The sequence below is a fragment of the Bacillus cereus group sp. MYBKT14-1 genome (assembly GCF_051915185.1).
Taxonomy (GTDB): Bacteria; Bacillota; Bacilli; order Bacillales; family Bacillaceae_G; genus Bacillus_A; species Bacillus_A cereus.
The window spans coordinates 627,808-647,507 of the sequence record NZ_JBQAEF010000001.1 but is presented as its reverse complement, the minus strand read 5'-3'; the positions used below and the strand labels follow the sequence as shown (position 1 = coordinate 647,507).

Sequence of the window (19,700 nt, the reverse complement as noted above, 5' to 3'; positions counted from 1 at the left end):
CGAATCGATTCTCCGACATGTGTATCCTTCTAGGCTACATGAATTGTTCGACAATTGTGTGAAAATTCCCTTTTAAAGTTTCTTACTTTCCGATAAAATCACAAAAAAATATGTTTATCGTTCATTTATTCCCTTTCGCAACACATTCCATCATAGAAATACAACGAAACGTTCAACCCTTTCCTTTTATTTTACAACAAAAAACACCTCTTGCGGAGCTTTTACAAAATTTCAACGAATTTTTCAACAGAAAAAGCGAGCTAATAATATATATTAGCTCGCTTTTTTCTCTTGATCATAAATATTAATTCCAGCTTGATGTAACATCCATTCAATATGAACACCATATCCTGATGTTGGATCATTTACAAATACATGTGTAACAGCACCAATTACTTTTCCATTTTGTACAATTGGACTTCCGCTCATTCCTTGTACGATACCGCCCGTTTTCGCTAATAGACGTTTATCTGTTACTTTTATTACCATACCCTTTGTGGCTGGGAATTTTTGCTGCACTGTACTAACGACTTCAATATCAAACGCTTCTACTTTATCTTGATCAATAACTGTTAATATTTTTGCCGGTCCTTCTTTTACTTGATGAGATAATGCGATAGGCATTGCTTTATCCATTATACCGTTTTTCATATTCGTATTTAATTTTCCAAAAATACCATATGGACTATTAATTGTAATATTGCCAATCACTTCACGGTCTGGTGAGAATCTTGCTAATTTCTCCCCTGGATTCCCATGACTACCTCTTTCAATTGATGTAACTGTCGAGCGCATAATTTGTCCATCTTCGACTTGAATCGGCTTTTTCGTATCATTATCAGAAATAACATGACCAAGTGCCCCATATTTCATAGAATCTGGATGAACAAATGTCATCGTTCCAATTCCAGCTGCCGAATCACGGATATACAAGCCAATTCGATAAGACGATTCACCGTTGTCTTTTTGTGGAGTTAGCTTCGTACGAATATATTTTCCATCTCTTAACAATACAAGATTAAGCGGTTCACCTGTTTCTCCACTATTATGAATAAACGGTGCTACATCACTCATTCTTTCAATTGTTTTACCATTAATTTCAGTAATCATATCTCCAATTTGTACACCTGCTGTTTCACCAGGAGATATTTTACCTTTTTCAGTTTGAATTAAATGATGGCCTACAACAAGTACACCTTTTGTATTTAATTTCACACCAATTGATTGTCCACCTGGAATCACTTTAAAATCTTTTAACACTTTCACATTTACTTTTTTTACTGGAAAACCAGCAAGCTGAAATACCATATCAGCTTCACCATTTTGATGAGAATTTACCATAAGTCCTTGTTTTTGTTCATTCGAACTCACTGTAAATACATGACGATTTGTGGATGAAGCTTTGAAAACTGGTAATGATGATATTTCTGATTGTTGTCCTTCAAAAACAACAAGTTGTTTCGGTGATGAAATAAACGTTCGAAGCGGTTTAAAACATCCAATAAAAACTAAAGAAACAAGGAGACAAAGACCTATTATTTTTCGAAATTTTTCTAATTTCAACTTGTTCACTCTCCTCGCTCCTACCCCACATTCAGCCTCTTGGCTTCACTTTTTAATCTCTCCTTGCAGTGCTTTATTTATAACCGGAAGAATTAAGAAATCGTCATTTGAGAAAAAAAGCTATCCATTACTGGATAGCCTCTGCTGTCTGTTTAAAATGATGCGCTTGCGTAAGTAATTCTTTCGCATGCTCTGTCGTTAAATCTGTGATTTCCACACCAGAAATCATTCGAGCTATTTCTGTTACTTTATCCTCCATAGTTAAAACAGTAACCGATGTAATTGTCCGATCATTCGCTACTTGTTTTCGAATAAATAAATGTGAATCTGCCATTGAAGCTACTTGAGGTAAGTGCGTAATACAAAGTACTTGCGAGTTTACTGATACTCGATAAATTTTTTCCGCAATAGCCTGTGCGACCCGGCCACTTACACCCGTATCCACTTCATCAAAAATAACAGATGCAACCCCTTGATGCTTAGAAAAAATGCTTTTTAAAGCTAAAATGATACGAGATAACTCTCCGCCAGATGCAACCTTTGAAAGTGGTTTTAGCGGCTCTCCTGGGTTCGTTGAAATATAAAATTCCACATGATCGTAACCATCCGCCGTAAGTCTTACCGGCGCACCTTCCACAAGGGGCTCTTCTACATTTCCTTCTCTCTTCATAATTCTCACTTCAAATTTCGTTTTTTCCATATATAATTCTTTTAATTCCTGATGAATTGCATTTGTAAGGTGTTCTGCAAGCTCATGACGCATATTACTTAACAACGTTGCTTCTTTCAGAATAACACTTTCTAATTCCTTCAACTGTTTCTTCGTCGTTTCAATATGAACGTCTTTATTTTCAATCGTAAAAATTTCCTGTTCAATTTTATCAGCATACGCTAAAATCTCTTCTACAGTATTTCCATATTTTCTCTTTAGCATACGAATTTCATTCAAACGTGTTTCGATTTCATCTAAACGATTTGGATCATATTCCATCATATCGAGCTTTTCTCTCAGTTGATAGGCAACCTCTTCTAATAAGTAATAGCTATTTGCAATTGAATCATGATTCTCCTGATACACTTCATCTAAATGTGTAATACTTTCCATTTGCCCCATTGCACTTCTTACATTATCTAACCCTTGTCCGTCGGCACTTAACGAACGATATGCATCACCTAACGCTTTATAAATCTTTTCAAAATTAGAAATTTGCAATCGTTCCTCAGTTAATTCATTTTCTTCATCCATCTTTAAATCCGCCTTGCGAATTTCTTCATGCTGAAATTGAATTAAATCTAAGCGATGTGCCATTTGTTGCTCATTTTCACTTAACGATTTCAATTGTTTTTTTAATTTTTCATAGTCAGCGTATACGTTTTGATATATGTCTAATTGTTTAACGATTCGATCCCCATCAAAGTGATCAAGCATAAACAGATGTCGTTCTTCATTCATTAAATCTTGCGTTTCGTGCTGTCCATGAATATCAACAAGTGTTTTCCCAATTTCTTTTAATATGCTAAGTGTAACAAGCTTCCCATTTACACGACATACACTCTTCCCGTTCGCAGCAATATCACGCTTTAAAATAATCATGCCATCTTCTATTTCTATATCTAACTCTTCTGCCTTTTCAATACATGGATGCTTCTCATCTTCAACATAAAATAGCCCTTCAATCTCAGCCTTCTCTGTTCCATATCGAACAAATTCTGCTGATCCACGGCCACCTACAAGTAAACTAATTGCATCAATAATAATCGATTTTCCGGCCCCTGTTTCACCGCTTAAAACCGTTAAACCTTTTTGAAAAGAAATATTTAATGCTTCAATAATAGCAAAGTTTCTAATCGATAATTCCGATAACAATGCCCCATTCACCTCGTTATAAAATAATCCCTTACTAAAGGATTTTCTCAGTTCTTCATTCAAATAATCATGCTATATATTTGTATGTATATACTCTTCTAACCCGCTTCATTGTACCAAACATTTGTTTTACGGGTCAATCCATCTATTTTCTAACTTTATGCAAACAAAATATTATATTACAATTGAAAATTCATATTTTTAACCAATAAAAATATCTTGTTCACTTTCCACTTTACGATGGAAAGCAAACAAGATTTTTTGTTACAACATATTTAAGAAACGATCAGAGACAACACCTGTATCGTCAGGTGTACGGCAAATAATTAAGCAAGTATCATCACCACAGATGGTTCCGATGATCTCATCCCACTCTAAATGATCAATAAGTGCTCCAAGTGAATGAGCGTTACCAGGCAATGTTTTTAGCACAAGCATATGTCCTGCCGTGTCTAATTTTACAAATGAATCCACTAGATTTCGTTTTAATTTTTGTAACGGGTTAAATCGTTGATCTGCTGGCAAGCTATATTTATAGCGCCCATCATGTAATGGCACCTTCACTAAGTGCAGTTCTTTAATATCGCGCGATACTGTTGCTTGCGTTACATTAAATCCCTCATTACGTAAAATATCAACTAATTCATCTTGTGTTTCAATTTCTTTGTTTGCAATAATTTCCCTGATTTTAATATGGCGCTGACCTTTATTCATACATTTGCACCTCACACTATCTCTTACCATAGTTTAAACATTGGTATACTTCACTTATTTATGTTAACTTATAATTCGTTTCTTGTACACAATTGTTTTTACAATCATTATACAATTACAGCAAAAAGAGGAACAACATATGTTATTCCCCTTTCCCTTTTTGTTTTAGAACTTCATGCGCTTCTGTAACAACTTGCTCTATAGAAATCGGAGAATGATTTTCGCCATTCTCACGTTCACCATGCCATTTCAGATGAATTAAAAATTCAATATTACCATCCCCACCCGTAATTGGTGAGAATGTTAAACCTTCCACATCATAGCCTTCTTTTAAAGCAAACTCGACAATCATTTCTACAACAGCTTCATGTACTTTTCTATCGCGAACGATACCTTTTTTCCCAACTTGCTCTCTTCCAGCTTCAAACTGCGGTTTAATTAACGCTGCTACATCTCCGTTAGGCATAAGCATTGTTTTTAAAACTGGCAGTATAAGCTTTAATGATATAAATGAAACATCAATACTTGCAAATTGAGGTAAACCACGTTCTAAGTCTGCTGGTGTCACGTAACGGAAGTTTGTTCGTTCCATTACAACAACACGCTCATCTTGACGTAATTTCCACGCTAGTTGATTGTATCCTACATCTAATGCATAAGATAATTTCGCTCCATTTTGAAGCGCGCAATCTGTAAAGCCACCAGTTGATGAACCAATATCTATCATAACTTTATCTTGTAAATCAAGATGAAATGTCTCTAATGCCTTTTCAAGTTTATAACCACCACGACTTACATACGGCATAACTTGTCCCTTCACCGTAATCTCAGTATCTTGCGAGATTTTCTCTCCTGGCTTATCAAGTCTCATCTCATTCGCATATACGAGTCCGGCCATAATGGCGCGCTTTGCTTTCTCACGCGTTTCTATAAGTCCTCGCTCTACTAATAGTACATCTACTCTTTCTTTTTTTACGCTCATTTGTTACGCCCTTTTTTGTTTTGATGGAATCATTGTATGAATACGGTCTACAACAGCATCTGTCGTTAAACCAATTTCTTCTAATAATTTTGTTACACTTCCGTGCTCTATGAAGCGGTCTGGAATACCCATTCGTTCAACCAATGCACTATGGTAACCATTTTCAGATGCAAATTCAACTACTCCTGTTCCAAAACCACCGATTAAACAAGCTTCTTCAATCGTTAAAATCGGTATATTCTTTCCTAGAAGATCATGTAAATATGCTTCATCCATTGGTTTAATAAAGCGAGCATTCACTACTTTCACTGAAACCCCAGCTTTTTCAAGACGCTCAGCTGCTTCCATTGCCATTGGTATTGTCGTACCAAACGTTAAAATAGCTGCTTGTGTACCCTCTTTTAACGTCTCCCACGTACCGATTGGAATCGCCTTTAATTCTTCATCCATATGAACGCCAAGTCCATTACCGCGCGCATAACGCAATGCGATTGGTCCATCTTCATATTGCATCGCCGTATAAACTAAATGTTGACCTTCATTTTCATCTTTCGGCATCATAAGCACCATATTCGGCAAGTGACGTAAGAATGAGATATCAAATACGCCTTGATGCGTTTCACCATCTGCTCCTACTAATCCCGAACGATCTATTCCGATGAAAACATTTAAATTTTGGCGGCATATATCATGAACAACTTGGTCATATGCTCTTTGTAAAAATGTTGAATAAATCGCTAAGAATGGCTTCATTCCTTGCGTTGCCATACCTGCTGCCATTGTTGTAGCATGCTGTTCTGCGATACCTACATCAATCATACGATCTGGGAATTCTTTTTGGAATTTCTCAAGTTTTGATCCAACAGGCATTGCAGGTGTAATTGCTACGATACGCTCATCTGCTCTCGCTAGCTTAAGTACTGTTTCACTAACGACAGCACTCCATGCTGGTGCAACTTCTTTCGGCTTAACGAAGTCACCTGATTCAATTTTATAAGGTCCTGTTCCATGCCAAGTTCCAATAACGTCACTCTCAGCCGGTTTATAACCTTTTCCTTTTTTCGTAATAACGTGAACGAGTACTGGGCCTTTTGTTTTCTTTGCATATTGCAACGTTTCGAATAACTTTTCATAATCATGCCCATCGACTGGACCTAAATATGTAAAGCCTAACTCTTCGAAAAAGACACCAGATACTAGTAAATATTTAAGACTATCTTTTATTTTCTCTGCTGTCGCAGCCACTTTCCCGCCAACTGCTGGAATTTTCTTTAATATATACTCTAATTCATCTTTTACCCAGTGATATTTTCCTGCGGTACGTAAACGACCGAGCACATTATGAAGCGCACCAACGTTTGGTGCAATTGACATTTCATTATCATTCAAAATAACAATCATATCTGTTTTTTCATGTCCAATATGGTTCAATGCCTCTAAAGCCATTCCGCCTGTTAAAGCACCATCTCCAATAATTGGTATAACATATTCTTTCGTTTTCTTTAAATCACGTGCCAGAGCCATTCCCATTGCAGCCGATAACGAAGTCGAGCTATGACCAGTTTCCCATACATCGTGCTCACTCTCACAACGTTTCGGGAAACCACATAGACCTTGATATTGCCTTAATGTGCCAAACTCTTTCGCGCGTCCAGTTAAAATTTTATGTACATAGGATTGATGTCCTACATCCCATAAAAATTTATCTTGCGGGCTATCAAATAATTTGTGCAGAGCAATTGTGAGTTCTACTACACCTAAATTAGGTGCAATATGTCCACCTGTTTGAGAGAGCTCTTCAATTAAAAACTTACGAATATCCTCACTCAATCCCTCTAGTTCACTGATAGACATATCTTTCAAAAAACTAGGGTTTTGAATTTGCGTTAGATCCACATGGATCACTCACTTTCATTTCATAATCTGTCAACATGTCAAATATTATAAAAAACATTTACACAAAACAAGAAATTCTCTTTTCTATTTTTCGTCTTGTCCCGCTATTAACCAGTCTATTGCGCCTTAATCCTATTATAAACCATATTTCTTTAGGCGATGAAAAAAATAGCCGCTAACACGAAGTGATAACGGCAATGTAATCTACATATATTTTTGCCAATAACAAGAAAAGAAAAACCTTTTCCTACATTTATATCATAAAATGATGAATGACTCAACAAATGAAAACGCTGTTATATTAGTTATTACGTTTTGCAATCAAATCGCAAATAGATAGTAAATATTCATCTTGTAATTGCAAGGAGCTAATCGCACCTTTTGCTTCTGCAATTGTTTCTTCTAAAATATCCTTTGCTCTATCTACAGTAAACAACGTCGTATATGTGCTCTTTTCATTAGAAAGATCACTACCAATCGGTTTTCCAATCTCTTCTTCAGTTCCTTCGACATCTAAAATATCATCTCGAATTTGGAAAGCTAGACCGATATATTTGGCAAACGTAAGCAACTTTTCTTCTTGCTCTTCTGTCGCATCAGAAAGTATCGCACCCGCAAGTACAGCAAATTCAAGTAGTTTTCCGGTCTTATGTTTATGGATGTACTCCAATTCATCAATCGTAAGGCGTTTCCCTTCCGCTTCCATATCTGCCACTTGTCCGCCAACCATTCCTTCTGGTCCTGCTGCTTTTGCGAGTTCAAGTACAAGTCTTACTTTTTTTTCAGCAGAAATTTCTTTTTGCTCATATGCCATAATAACTTGAAAAGCGTATGTCAATAAGCCATCTCCTGCTAAAACTGCCATCGCTTCACCAAATACTTTGTGATTTGTGGGCTTTCCTCTTCTTAAATCATCATCATCCATACAAGGTAAATCATCATGAACTAACGAATATGTATGAATCATTTCAAGAGCACAAGCTGCACCTACTCCAAGATTTCTTTCTTTCCCAAACGCTTGTAATGTTGCAAACAAAAGTAACGGGCGGAGACGTTTTCCACCCGCTTCCAAAGAATATGCCATCGCTTCACGAAGTACATTTGGACATTGTAATCCATTTGCATAGCTTACAAGTTTTTCTTCTACGAAAGTTTTACTTTCTTTCAAAAAAGTATCAAAAGCAATCGTCACTATGCTTCATCTCCTAAAGCAGTAAACGGTTCAAGCGCTCCATCTTCCCCAAGAATAACTGCCATTTGTTCTTGTACATTCTTCAGCTTCTCATCACAAAGCTTAGATAATTCCATACCTTCTTTAAAATAAGAAATCGCTTCTTCTAAAGGTACGTCACCTTGTTCTAGCTTAGAAACAAGATGCTCAAGTTGCGAAATTGCCTCTTCAAAGCTTAATTTATTTTCCATTATTCAATTCACGCTCCTCTATGCCTGATACGCTACAATCTAGTATTCCATCTTGTAATTGAACTGAAACAGCATCTCCAAGGCTTACATCTTTCACACTTTTTAACACTTGCTTCTCTTCATCATATACAAGCCCGTACCCTCTCATCATTACTTTAAGCGGACTTAACGCTTCAAGTTTTTGAGCAGCTCTTACAAAGGCAAATTCTTTCGTTTGAAGTAACGTTTGCATTTCACGTTGTAATTGCTTTTGCAACGTTTCCACAGCTACCTTCGTTTGCATAATTTTTTGAGATGGGTGGTGCTTCTCTAAATAAAATGAAAGTTGCTTTAACTGATTCACCTTTTTATCAATATAGCGCTCTTTCGCTAAAACAAGCTGTTCTAGCGCTCTATCTAATTGCTCTTCCTTTTGCTCATATACTTGTCTTGGATAACGGAACGCATACGATTTTTGCAACACTTGTAGTTTTTCTTCTTTTTTATGTACTAACTCTCTCATTGCTCTTTGCAATCTCAGAGTTCTTTGTAATACCTTTTCTTGTAACTCTATAATGTTAGGTGCTGCCAACTCAGCTGCTGCGGTCGGTGTTGGCGCGCGTAAATCTGCAACAAAATCTGCAATTGTAAAATCTGTTTCATGGCCTACTGCCGAAATAATAGGAATTTCACTCTGAAAGATTGCTCTTGCAACCATTTCCTCATTGAAAGCCCATAATTCCTCAATAGAACCTCCACCACGACCAACGATTAGTACATCTATCTCTCCCATTTCATTCGCTGTACGAATCGCTTGTACAATCGAGGGAGCCGCTGACTCCCCTTGTACAAGTACCGGAAATACAATAACATTCCCAATTGGATAACGACGTTTAATCGTTGTTATAATATCACGAATCGCTGCTCCTGTTGGCGACGTAATCACACCTATTGTTTTAGCGTAAGGAGGAATCGCTTTTTTATAAACTTGAGAAAAAAGTCCTTCCTCTTCTAAACGAACTTTTAACTGTTCGTACGCTAAATGTAAATTTCCGACTCCGTCAGGCTGCATGTCTTGAATATAAATTTGATAAGAACCACTCGCCTCGTAAACAGAGATTTTTCCTTTCACGAGTACCTTCATCCCATTTTCAGGTTTGAATTTAATATTACGATTATGGCCCGCAAACATAACCGCTGCGATTCTTGCATTTTCATCTTTCAATGTAAAATACATGTGGCCACGGCTATGATTTTTAAAGTTGGAAATTTCACCTTTTAACCAAACAGACTGCAAATGCGGATCATATTCTATTTTTGTTTTTATATAGCGTGTTAACGCTGTAACGGTTAAATATTGCTTCTCCATTTCTCTCTCCTCATAGCCGACTCAAATTATTTACAAACGACACCTGCACGTTTGGCAGATTCAACAGTATTATGAAGAAGCATTGTGATTGTCATTGGACCAACACCCTTTGGCACAGGTGTAATGTAACCCGCAACATCTAACACGTTGTCAAAGTCAACATCACCACAAAGTTTTCCTGTTTCTAAACGGTTAACACCAACGTCAATTACAACCGCCCCTTCTTTAATATAATCCGCTGTTATCATTTTAGGTCGTCCAACAGCTACGATTAAAATATCAGCTAACTTCGATAACTCTTTCATATTTTGCGTCTTAGAATGACAATATGTGACAGTGGCATTTTCATTTAAAAACAATTGCCCCACTGGTTTACCGACAATATTACTTCTTCCAATTACTACTACATGTTTTCCAGAAATATCAAGATTTGTTTCTTTTACTAATTCTACAATACCATGCGGTGTACATGGAAGGAATGTATCTTGTCCCGTCATCATACGTCCCACGCTGATTGGGTGAAATCCGTCTACATCCTTTTCTGGTGAAATTCTTTCAATGATAGCTTTTTCTTCAATATGTTTTGGTAAAGGTAATTGCACTAATATGCCATTAATACGGTCATCGCCATTTAAGCGATCGATTTCAGCAAGCAAACGTTCCTCAGTAATTGTTTCAGGAAGTTCAATTAGCTCTGAGTAAATCCCTACTTGTTCACAGCCTTTTTCTTTTCCTTTCACATAAGAACGAGATGCTGGATCTTCTCCAACTAAAATAACTGCTAATCCTGGTACAATACCTTGCTCTTTCAACTTCACAACTTCTTCTGTTAATTGTGCTCGTTTTTTCTCCGCAACTTCATTTCCTTTGATGATTACTGCTACCATTTTAAGATTCCCCCTTAAAGAATTTACAGTGTATCTTTTATATTAGATAAAACGCCGTTAATAAAACGACGAGATTCCTCATCCCCAAATGTTTTAGCAATTTCAATTGCTTCGTTAATTGTTACGTTGTGTGGAATTTCTTCCATGTATTTCATTTCATACACAGCTACACGTAAAATACTGCGATCAACAATACTAATACGCTCAAGCTTCCACTTTTTTAAATTTTGACGAATCGCTTCATCGATTGCTTCTTTATTTTCTACAAAACCTACTACAAGTGACTCTAGAAACTCATTTGTTTCTTCGCCTTCATCTAGCGTGTTTTCCACTGCTACTTTCGGTTCTAATTCACCTGTAATATCCATTTGGTATAATGCTTGCATTGCTCTTTCTCTAGCCGTCCTACGTTTCATTGTAACTCTCCTTTATGCTTCAAGTCTTTCCTTATACTTTGTTATATTATTATAATTTATAAGCCGTCAATTCACTTACTCTTACAGTTTTCATTGATTTTCCAACCTTATAATACAATGATAATAACACAATTTATCGTTTCACACACGGGTTACAAGGCTGAAAAATAATAAAAAGATTAACTTCAAGTTCCATATCTTATCACAATGTACGTTTTTTGGAAAAACGACACATTTTCTTGTTTATTTCTTATTTTTTGAAATAGTATAATAATTAGAGGGTTGTAATTTGTGAAGAAATGAAACGATAAAAAAGATGCCTATGTTACTAGGCACCTTTTCATTCTTACACTGGTTCGATTTCTGTTTTTTGTGTTTCGAATGTTACGCCAACGATGTGAACATTCACTTCTTTTGGCTCAAGTCCTGTCATTGTAAAGAGTGCTTGGCGAATATTGTCTTGAATCTTTTGTGCAACAACTGGAATTGCTACACCAAAATACATTACAACATAAAGGTCAACGATAATATCTTCGTTTGCTAATTCAACCTTTACACCTTTACCATGATTTTTCTTACCTAACTTCTCAACAACATCTGTAGCAAAATTACCGCGCATTGCCGCTACACCTTCTACTTCAGCAGCTGCAATACCTGCAATTACTTCAATTACTTCTGGTGCAATTTCTACTTTACCAAGAGTTGTATCTTGACCCATATCTAACATATGTTCAGCCATGAAAAAAACCTCCTTTAATGTATCACTGCGTCACAAGTTCATGCTCTTCCAAAAATTTCGTATTAAACTCACCTTTTACAAAATCAGGATGATCTAGCAATTGCAAATGGAACGGGATTGTTGTATGTACGCCTTCAATGACAAATTCACTAAGTGCGCGCTTCATTTTTGCAATTGCCTCTTCACGTGTTTTTCCGTGAACAATTAATTTAGCAACCATCGAATCATAGAAAGGTGGGATTGAATATCCCGGATATACAGCTGAATCGACGCGAATACCAAATCCTCCTGGTGGTAAGTACATTTCTACTTTACCTGGAGATGGCATAAATTTTTTGGCAGGGTTTTCCGCATTAATTCGACATTCAATTGCCCAACCATTAAATTGTACTTCTTCTTGCTGTAACGATAACTTTTCTCCTGAAGCAACAAGAATTTGTTCTTTAATTAAGTCCATTCCTGTTACCATTTCAGTAACCGGATGCTCAACCTGAATTCTCGTATTCATCTCCATGAAGTAAAAGGTTTTCGTTTTATATTCATAAATAAACTCAACCGTACCAGCACCTGTATAATCAACCGCTACCGCCGCTTTAACTGCCGCTTCACCCATCTGCTTGCGAATCTCTTCATCAAGTGCAGGTGATGGACTTTCTTCTAATAGTTTTTGCAAACGGCGCTGAATTGTACAATCACGCTCTCCTAAATGAATGGCATTTCCATGTGTATCTGCCATTATTTGAATCTCAACATGGCGGAAATCTTCAACGTACTTTTCTAAGTATACACCAGGGTTCCCAAAAGCGGTACTAGCTTCTTGCTGTGTAATTTGAATTCCTTTTATAAGCTCTTCTTCATGGCGTGCAACACGAATACCTTTTCCACCGCCACCTGCAGTCGCTTTAATAATAACTGGATATCCAATTTGATTAGCAAGCTCAATCGCTTCTTCGGTATTTTTAATAATCCCTTGTGAACCTGGTACAATCGGAACCCCTGCTTCTTTCATTGTATCACGAGCAACGTCTTTTGTGCCCATCTTTGAAATAGCTTCTGGACTTGGACCGATAAAAATCAAGTTACATTCACGGCATAACTCTGCGAAATCTGCATTCTCTGCTAAAAATCCGTATCCCGGATGAATAGCATCGCAGCCTGTTAACTTCGCAACGCTAATAATGTTTGTCAAATTTAAATAGCTTTCTTTCGAAATCGTTGGTCCTACACAATACGCCTCGTCTGCAATCTGTACGTGAAGTGACTCTTTATCTGCTTCTGAATAAATTGCAACTGTTTCAATATCCATTTCTTTACAAGCACGAATAATTCGTACAGCAATTTCCCCACGATTGGCTATTAATACTTTTTTTATCATCACAAAGACTCCCTTATTACGCTTTTACAAGAAATAGCGGTTGTCCATATTCAACAAGCTGTCCGTTATTAACAAGAATTTCAACAATTTCGCCCTCTACATCAGCATCAATTTCGTTAAATAACTTCATAGCTTCGACAATACATACGATAGAATCTTTCGATACTCTATCCCCAACACTTACATATGGAGGTGTATCAGGCGAAGAAGAAGAATAGAATGTACCTACCATCGGTGATGTGATTTTATGTAGGTTTTCATTTTGAACAACCTTCTTCTCTTCTTGTTTTGGCACTTCTGCTTGCGCTGCTGCTACTGTCGTTTCAACTTCAACAGGCGCTACTGGTTGCATAGCTTGTTTTGCTGCAGGTGCTTGCACAGCAACAACTTCATTACCACGCTTTTTCATTTTGATTGTTGTACCGTCTTTTTTGTATTCAAATTCATCAATATTAGAGCTATCAATTAATTTAATTAATTCACGAACTTCTTGAATTTTAAACATGTAAAATCCACTCCCATACTCTTGTTTGTCCCGTTTTTACAGATTCTCGTCACGAAAACTAGATTGACTGTAAAAATACGATGTACTCTATTAGAAAATATATTTCATTAACTAATAGAAATATTTACTATTTCCATCTTACGATAAATTTTTTAAACATTCCAATTTATATTTCTTTATAATAAATCGAAATTCCTGTAAAAATATTATTCCAATAAAAATTTAATACCTAGTAATAATACCAAGTTTCACATGAAATTGGCAAGACCACTTCTTAAAAAACATTCACTACTTTTGCAAAACGTTACAAAGCAAACATGCCATTCCCTCCTCACTCTTCACCACACCTATAGTCAATAACATATTTTTACCAAATATTATTTTTTTGTTTACACGCCGTTCATCATTCCTTCATATAAGAATAGTATGTTCAAAGTGTAGAAAATATATTGTGTTGAGGTGTGGAAATATGATATGGCTCATTCTCTTTTTACCTGCCGTAATCGTTTGGGCATGCGTTCTTTTCATCCACGTCAAATCCGGAAAAAGTAATCATCAGTACCATGAACCATTAATCTTTTACTCACAACGTGTTTCTCCATTCCGAGTTGAACATAGTAAAAATAATTACAAAGACGACATAGAAAAAAGCTATCGAAAATGATAGCTTTTTTCTATTCACACATTTACTTGCATACTCTATTTTACTATTTGCATACCCTTTGCTTAGTAAAAGATAATAATCCGCAGGGAAATCCCTACGGATTAAAGTTTCACTTATTTCGCTGGTGGATCAAATTTCACACCTACATCTTTTGATCCGCCTTCACTTCTTACAAGTTGAATAATTTTATTTGCTTCTTTCTGTGAATGTTTTGCCGCTTTAACCGTTACTCTAATATCAGTGCCATCAGCTCTTACAAGAGCATCTGGATATCCTCCTTGAGATTTAATTACTGTCTCAAGTAATTCTTGCTTCGTTTCCATTGTCGTAATGGCATCAAAATTTTCTTTCGCTTTATTCTTTTCTGTTGCTGAAGCTTTTGTTGAACTCATCACTTCTTGTAATTTTGCTTTTTGTTCACTACGCTGATCTTCCATTTGCATACGTAAAGCTGTGAAATTCTCATCACTTGATTGAACTGATACATTGCCCTCTTTTTTACTTGTTTCTTTTTTTGCATTTTCTTTTTTGTCTGTTTCTTTATTTGTTGTTTCCTTGCTTGTATTTTCTTTTTTCGGAGTTTCTTTAGGCGCTTCGTTTGTTACTGCTTTATCAGTACCTTGTTTTTCTTGTCCAATCTTTTCACCTGTTGCCGGCGATGCTGTATTCATTTTGTCAGGAGTTGTCACGTAATACACAGATAGTACAACAACTAAACTTAACATCGTTAATAACCAAACTGTTTGTTTTTTTAACACTTTATTTCCTCCCTATCAATTTTTCGGTGAAACTGAAACGCGATGGGCCGGTACATCTAGCAGCCTTATCACAGCTTCTTTTACCATTGCTTTAACTTGTATATTATCCACTCCCTTTGCTACGACAAGAACACCACGTACTTTCGGCTTCTCTGTTCGTAAAACAACAGGAGTTTCTTTATCCCCTTCACGTATAATGACAGTCTTTTCATCAAGAGACTCGTCCTCTACTTCTCTCTTACCGCCTGTTTTATCTGTTTCACCTGTTGTTTGTGAGCGTTTCACTGTATTTTTTTCTAAAATTTTTTCTTCAGATGAATCTAAATTCACTTTAATCGTTACGTCTTTTACTCCTGCTATTTCTTCTAAAGCAGTTTTTAATTCTTGTTCATACGCTTTTTCATATTTTTCTACATTTGACATATTATCATTATTTTTTTGTCCAAAAGTTGGTACATCTTTTTCCTGGTTTTGAGTTTTTTGTTCTTTAAATACAGGTACTTCTTCTTTTTTACTTGAAAAAAAACTACTAGAAAACATAAGCAAAATTCCAAGTATGAGTAGGACAAGTAAGAACTTAGGTGTTACCTTTTTACCCTTCTCATTACTTTCTTTTTCATCTCCATTCAATAAGTTTCGAAAAAATGAGAACTTCGAATTTTTATCTTTATTGTCCATTTACTCTACCTGTCCTCCCTTCCATTTGAACTTGGATTTGTTTATTCTCTAGTTGCCACCTGCTTGAAAAGAAGTCTTTCATTTCTACATTCGTTTCCTCTACTTTTTCCGGTGGTTCTTTCGTGTTAATTTCAACTGGTTTTACTGTTTCGATTGCATCATTTTTACTACGTTCTTTTTCTTTTAACGTCACAACAACAGATTGAATATCTTTCGCTGACTTTACTTCCGCTGTGCTTTCCGCTGCGACTATTTGTATTTCAGAGACAGTCATACCATACTGTTTCTCAAACTCTTTTCCTACTTCTTTTTTCATTTTGGTAGCCATCTCTTCTAAACTATATGCACGTGTTAGAGCTTGTATTTCTTTTTTCTTCGAATCTATTGAATTTTTTACAGATCCTTCTGCTACGTACTTTTCTTCATTAAAATTTGCAATTACTTCATTTACATCTGTCTGCAATAGTTTAAAAAGAGGTGTTAAAATTAATACGACTAACAAAAGACTTACAACGAATTTAACGTATTTTTGCAAATTCGAATTTGGAAGAATAAGATGAAGCATTGTTGCTAAGAGCAAAAAAACGATAATATTTCTGATCCACTCTGTAACAAATTGCATACTCTTCACCTCCTACCGCATCATAAGTGTAATATTCCCCGCAGCAATAATAATTGTAATACTTAAAAAGAACATAAATGATACGATAGCTAAGCAAGCAAATACGTAAATGATGCTTCGTCCAATAATGTCTAAGCATTGAATAATTGCTCCGCCGCCAACCGGTTGCAATACTGCTGCTGCGAATTTATAAATAAATGCGATACAGAAAATTTGAATCGCCGGAAAAGCAACAATTAAACATAAAATGACGAGTCCAATAATTCCGACTGTGTTTTTCAATAATCCTGATGCGCTAATAACAGTATCTGCCGCTTCTGTAAACATCCTTCCGACTACTGGAATGAAGTTCCCTGTTACAAATTTAGCAGTTTTCACAGCTATTCCATCAGCGACGGCTGTTGCTGTTCCTTGTACAGATAATACTCCTAAAAAAATCGTTAAGAAAATACCGATAATCCCAACGCTAACGTTTTGCAGAAGCTTGGACAATTTCGTCACTTTATATTGATCACTCATTGTACTTACAATACTTAATATCGTTGCCAGTAATAAAAGCGGTAGAACGATATAATTCATAAGAAGCCCGCTTGTATTCATTAAGAAAATGATAATCGGATGAAAGAAAGATACAGATACAACCCCGCCACCAGTCGCTATAAGCGCCAATAAAATTGGCAATAGCGCTAATATGAAATCTACCATTGTTTGTATCGTTTCTCTTGCATATGTCATAACGACATAAAAACTATTTAAAGCAAAAATAATAAGTACCATATATACAACAGCATCAGCAATTTTGCTTACACTACTTTTTGAAAAAGCGGATTGCAGTGATTGCAACAATGCACTAAAGATTGTGAGCATAATGAGTGTGCCAAGCAGTTTTCCATTAGCTGCAAGCTCATGAAATAAATATTTTAATAACCCTATCATCCACTCTTTTAGAGAGAATTCTTTTTCTCCCTTTACAAACTCCATAAAACTCCCTTTTTGACTCTCTGGCAAATAGCCTCCATATTTTGTAACAAGCCCGTCCCAAAATTGCTTCACATCTTCAATTCCGAGCTTATCCAATTGTTGATCAACGACGTTTGTTTCTACAGGAGAAGCTTGTACAACAACCGGTAAAGAAAAGAAAAGGAAGCAAGCAAATAGCAGCTTAGCTCCAAACCTCCTCAACATTCACTCCCCCTTATCCCGTCGGTAAAAATCCGAGAATAGTTTCAATTACAACCGTCAAAATAGGAATTGCCATAACGAGAATTAAGATTTTCCCAGCAAGTTCAATTTTCGAAGCGATGGCACCTTGACCAGCATCTTTTGTAATTTGAGCTCCAAACTCGGCAATATAAGCAATTCCAATAATCTTTAGTAACGTTTCCACGTAGACGTTACTAACTTTCGCTTCACTCGCTACTCTCTCAATCATTTGTAAAATAGAATGAATTTGATCGATTAAAATAAGAAACATCACGCTACCTACGAACACAATAAATAAAGATGTAATACTAGATTTATGCTGGTTCAAAACAGCAGCTAAAAACGTAGCAACGAGGCCTAATCCGACAATTTGTATAATTTCGATTCGAACCGCCTCCTTTACTGGAAGAGAAAGACACTTTTAATCTTGTCGAATAGCGTATTAATTAAAAATGCAACATGAAATAAAATGACGACAAAACCGACAAGGATAACCCAATTTGCAATATCCTCACGCTTCAATTCTTTTAGTACAGTATGAATGAAAGCTAAAACAATGCCGATTCCGGCGATTTGAAATATTAATCCAACATCAATGGACATCGCCTTTCTCCCCCCTATAGCAGTAAAATTACAATTAGTAGCCCTGCTAGTACCCCTAAGCTCTTAATCATTTTTTCGTATTGCAGTTGTAAAGCTTTCGCTTCCTCTTCTTCTCTCTCCAAATGTGTAATACATAAGCGAATATGTTTTTGTTGTGATTCACGATCATGTTGCCCGAGCGTTTCACCAAATTGCTGCAGTATTTCATACTCGGTTTGTTGAAAAGCCGTCAACTTCCAATTCTCTTTCAAACTATCTATCCAAGCTTCCCTTACCGTTTGTTCTCCACTTTCTAGTTTTTTAGCGAAACTTTGAAATATCCAATTTAATGGCTTTGGCATTTGTTTAACTAATCGCTCGGCAGCCTCAGATAAAGGTGTGTGTCCATACATAATTTCTGCCTCTAATGATTGAAGTGCTGATTTTAATAACCTAAGTTGCCTCGGCCTCTCACTGTATCTTTTAGCGTACGAAAACCCGAAAAAGGTGCTGACCGCAACGATTAACACTGCACCAAATATTTTCACCATACGCCCTCAGCCTTTCTATTTGATAACACTGGTTTTCCATATTTATCTTTTACCTGCATAACCGTTCCTGGACCCCTCGCTTTTGACAACTCCACAAACCTATCAAATATACCAAGCTCTAGCACTGCCTTGAGCGATGGACGTCTCACAACATCCTCATAGGAAAATCCGTGTGCGCTTATAAAAAGCTGAACACCTGCATGCACTGCCTCCATAATTGCTTCACTATCTTCTTTACGGCCAATTTCATCTACGATCAAAATATCAGGACTCATAGAACGAATCATCATCATCATTCCTTCTGCCTTTGGACATGCGTCTAACACATCGACTCGGGTACCAAAATCATATTGCGGGATTCCTTTCACACAGCCAGCAATTTCTGACCGTTCATCAACGATCCCCACTTTACAGGAAGGAATTTCCGAAGCACTTACCCCTTGACTCATGCAACGTGCTACATCTCTTAAAAGTGTCGTTTTTCCCGTTTGGGGAGGGCCAATTACCATCGTGTTTAACCACCTTTTTTCATACAAATATGGCAAAAGCGGTTCAGCAATCCCTATTTTTTGACGAGCAATACGAATATTAAAGGAAGAGACATCACGAATCATTTTCACTGCGCTTTTTTCTGTAATGACTTTTCCTGCTAACCCGATTCTATGCCCCCCGCGAAGCGTCACATACCCACGTTTTAATTCCTCTTCCATCGTATAAATTGAGAATTGACTTAATTTATTCAATAAGTAAATAGCATCCTCTGCAGTAGTGATATAGTCATAAAAAAACACCTTTCCGTGTGCAATACACTCTAGCGGCCTTCCAATTCGAACACGAATTTCCTCTAAAGCATCGTATTGCTTACATTCTTCAATTAAGTACTTCATCGTTTTTGGTAAAACTTCTAATACCTCTTTCATCGGCTTCT

22 protein-coding genes are annotated in these 19,700 nt (G+C 36.4%); 1 reads left to right on the top strand and 21 read right to left on the bottom strand.

What is annotated here, in order from left to right:
- Positions 1 to 273 precede the first annotated feature (273 nt).
- From spoIVB to accB, 13 genes are all read right to left on the bottom strand, one after another.
- The gene (spoIVB, locus tag ACTFO4_RS03550; protein ID WP_002000940.1) at positions 274 to 1,572 is read right to left on the bottom strand and encodes a SpoIVB peptidase; all 1,299 of its coding nucleotides are present in this window, start codon (positions 1,570 to 1,572) and stop codon (positions 274 to 276) included.
- Positions 1,573 to 1,690: 118 nt separating this feature from the next.
- Positions 1,691 to 3,430, bottom strand: a complete 1,740-nt coding sequence (recN, locus tag ACTFO4_RS03545) for a DNA repair protein RecN (RefSeq protein WP_000947768.1) — start codon at positions 3,428 to 3,430, stop codon at positions 1,691 to 1,693.
- A gap of 264 nt (positions 3,431 to 3,694) precedes the next feature.
- Positions 3,695 to 4,144, bottom strand: coding sequence for an arginine repressor ArgR (gene argR, locus ACTFO4_RS03540; protein ID WP_001032580.1), 450 nt, complete (start codon positions 4,142 to 4,144; stop codon positions 3,695 to 3,697).
- A gap of 142 nt (positions 4,145 to 4,286) precedes the next feature.
- Positions 4,287 to 5,126 carry a TlyA family rRNA (cytidine-2'-O)-methyltransferase gene (locus tag ACTFO4_RS03535; protein ID WP_000111875.1) on the bottom strand — a complete coding sequence of 280 codons (840 nt, stop codon included), beginning with the start codon at positions 5,124 to 5,126 and terminating at the stop codon, positions 4,287 to 4,289.
- A gap of 3 nt (positions 5,127 to 5,129) precedes the next feature.
- Positions 5,130 to 7,022, bottom strand: coding sequence for a 1-deoxy-D-xylulose-5-phosphate synthase (gene dxs / locus ACTFO4_RS03530; protein ID WP_000366452.1), 1,893 nt, complete (start codon positions 7,020 to 7,022; stop codon positions 5,130 to 5,132).
- Between the two features lie 301 nt (positions 7,023 to 7,323).
- Positions 7,324 to 8,214, bottom strand: a complete 891-nt coding sequence (gene ispA / locus ACTFO4_RS03525) for a (2E,6E)-farnesyl diphosphate synthase (RefSeq protein WP_000150380.1) — start codon at positions 8,212 to 8,214, stop codon at positions 7,324 to 7,326.
- Positions 8,214 to 8,444, bottom strand: a complete 231-nt coding sequence (gene xseB, locus ACTFO4_RS03520; protein ID WP_440013127.1) for an exodeoxyribonuclease VII small subunit — start codon at positions 8,442 to 8,444, stop codon at positions 8,214 to 8,216. The genes ispA and xseB overlap by 1 nt, the downstream gene beginning before the upstream one ends.
- Positions 8,434 to 9,792 (bottom strand): exodeoxyribonuclease VII large subunit, encoded by a 1,359-nt coding sequence (gene xseA / locus ACTFO4_RS03515; RefSeq protein WP_000415251.1) that lies wholly within the window; start codon positions 9,790 to 9,792, stop codon positions 8,434 to 8,436. The genes xseB and xseA overlap by 11 nt, the downstream gene beginning before the upstream one ends.
- A 26-nt stretch (positions 9,793 to 9,818) precedes the next feature.
- Entirely contained in the window at positions 9,819 to 10,679 is an 861-nt protein-coding gene (folD, locus tag ACTFO4_RS03510) for a bifunctional methylenetetrahydrofolate dehydrogenase/methenyltetrahydrofolate cyclohydrolase FolD (protein ID WP_000226732.1), read from the bottom strand.
- Between the two features lie 23 nt (positions 10,680 to 10,702).
- Complete coding sequence (gene nusB / locus ACTFO4_RS03505) at positions 10,703 to 11,095, bottom strand: N utilization substance protein NusB (protein ID WP_000830247.1); 393 nt, start codon at positions 11,093 to 11,095, stop codon at positions 10,703 to 10,705.
- A 346-nt stretch (positions 11,096 to 11,441) separates the two neighbouring features.
- Complete coding sequence (locus ACTFO4_RS03500; RefSeq protein ID WP_000807630.1) at positions 11,442 to 11,834, bottom strand: Asp23/Gls24 family envelope stress response protein; 393 nt, start codon at positions 11,832 to 11,834, stop codon at positions 11,442 to 11,444.
- A gap of 22 nt (positions 11,835 to 11,856) precedes the next feature.
- Positions 11,857 to 13,209, bottom strand: coding sequence for an acetyl-CoA carboxylase biotin carboxylase subunit (gene accC / locus ACTFO4_RS03495; protein WP_000592871.1), 1,353 nt, complete (start codon positions 13,207 to 13,209; stop codon positions 11,857 to 11,859).
- Positions 13,210 to 13,225: 16 nt separating this feature from the next.
- A complete protein-coding gene (accB, locus tag ACTFO4_RS03490; protein ID WP_000472866.1) occupies positions 13,226 to 13,714 on the bottom strand; it encodes an acetyl-CoA carboxylase biotin carboxyl carrier protein in 489 nt (162 codons plus the stop codon).
- Positions 13,715 to 14,183: 469 nt separating this feature from the next.
- On the opposite strand from accB, the gene ACTFO4_RS03485 reads away from it, so the two are divergent.
- On the top strand, positions 14,184 to 14,378 hold the full coding sequence (locus tag ACTFO4_RS03485) for a hypothetical protein (RefSeq protein WP_002179810.1): 195 nt from the start codon (positions 14,184 to 14,186) through the stop codon (positions 14,376 to 14,378).
- A 113-nt stretch (positions 14,379 to 14,491) separates the two neighbouring features.
- On the opposite strand, the gene ACTFO4_RS03480 is transcribed toward ACTFO4_RS03485, so the two are convergent.
- Genes ACTFO4_RS03480 through spoIIIAA form a run of 8 tightly spaced genes read right to left on the bottom strand, consistent with a single transcriptional unit; the run spans position 14,492 to position 19,692 of the window.
- Positions 14,492 to 15,136, bottom strand: a complete 645-nt coding sequence (locus ACTFO4_RS03480) for a SpoIIIAH-like family protein (RefSeq protein ID WP_000914710.1) — start codon at positions 15,134 to 15,136, stop codon at positions 14,492 to 14,494.
- 15 nt (positions 15,137 to 15,151) lie between these two features.
- A complete protein-coding gene (gene spoIIIAG, locus ACTFO4_RS03475) occupies positions 15,152 to 15,814 on the bottom strand; it encodes a stage III sporulation protein AG (RefSeq protein WP_000368873.1) in 663 nt (220 codons plus the stop codon).
- The gene (gene spoIIIAF, locus ACTFO4_RS03470; protein ID WP_098585267.1) at positions 15,804 to 16,436 is read right to left on the bottom strand and encodes a stage III sporulation protein AF; all 633 of its coding nucleotides are present in this window, start codon (positions 16,434 to 16,436) and stop codon (positions 15,804 to 15,806) included. Before spoIIIAF ends, spoIIIAG begins: the two co-directional genes overlap by 11 nt.
- A 12-nt stretch (positions 16,437 to 16,448) precedes the next feature.
- Complete coding sequence (gene spoIIIAE, locus ACTFO4_RS03465; RefSeq protein WP_000946110.1) at positions 16,449 to 17,621, bottom strand: stage III sporulation protein AE; 1,173 nt, start codon at positions 17,619 to 17,621, stop codon at positions 16,449 to 16,451.
- Positions 17,622 to 17,631: 10 nt separating this feature from the next.
- Complete coding sequence (spoIIIAD, locus tag ACTFO4_RS03460; RefSeq protein ID WP_077393170.1) at positions 17,632 to 18,015, bottom strand: stage III sporulation protein AD; 384 nt, start codon at positions 18,013 to 18,015, stop codon at positions 17,632 to 17,634.
- Positions 18,016 to 18,038: 23 nt separating this feature from the next.
- A complete protein-coding gene (gene spoIIIAC / locus ACTFO4_RS03455) occupies positions 18,039 to 18,242 on the bottom strand; it encodes a stage III sporulation protein AC (protein WP_000020914.1) in 204 nt (67 codons plus the stop codon).
- Between the two features lie 14 nt (positions 18,243 to 18,256).
- The gene (spoIIIAB, locus tag ACTFO4_RS03450; protein WP_000238702.1) at positions 18,257 to 18,772 is read right to left on the bottom strand and encodes a stage III sporulation protein SpoIIIAB; all 516 of its coding nucleotides are present in this window, start codon (positions 18,770 to 18,772) and stop codon (positions 18,257 to 18,259) included.
- Positions 18,766 to 19,692, bottom strand: a complete 927-nt coding sequence (gene spoIIIAA, locus ACTFO4_RS03445) for a stage III sporulation protein AA (RefSeq protein ID WP_000665905.1) — start codon at positions 19,690 to 19,692, stop codon at positions 18,766 to 18,768. The genes spoIIIAB and spoIIIAA overlap by 7 nt, the downstream gene beginning before the upstream one ends.
- Positions 19,693 to 19,700: the final 8 nt, after the last annotated feature.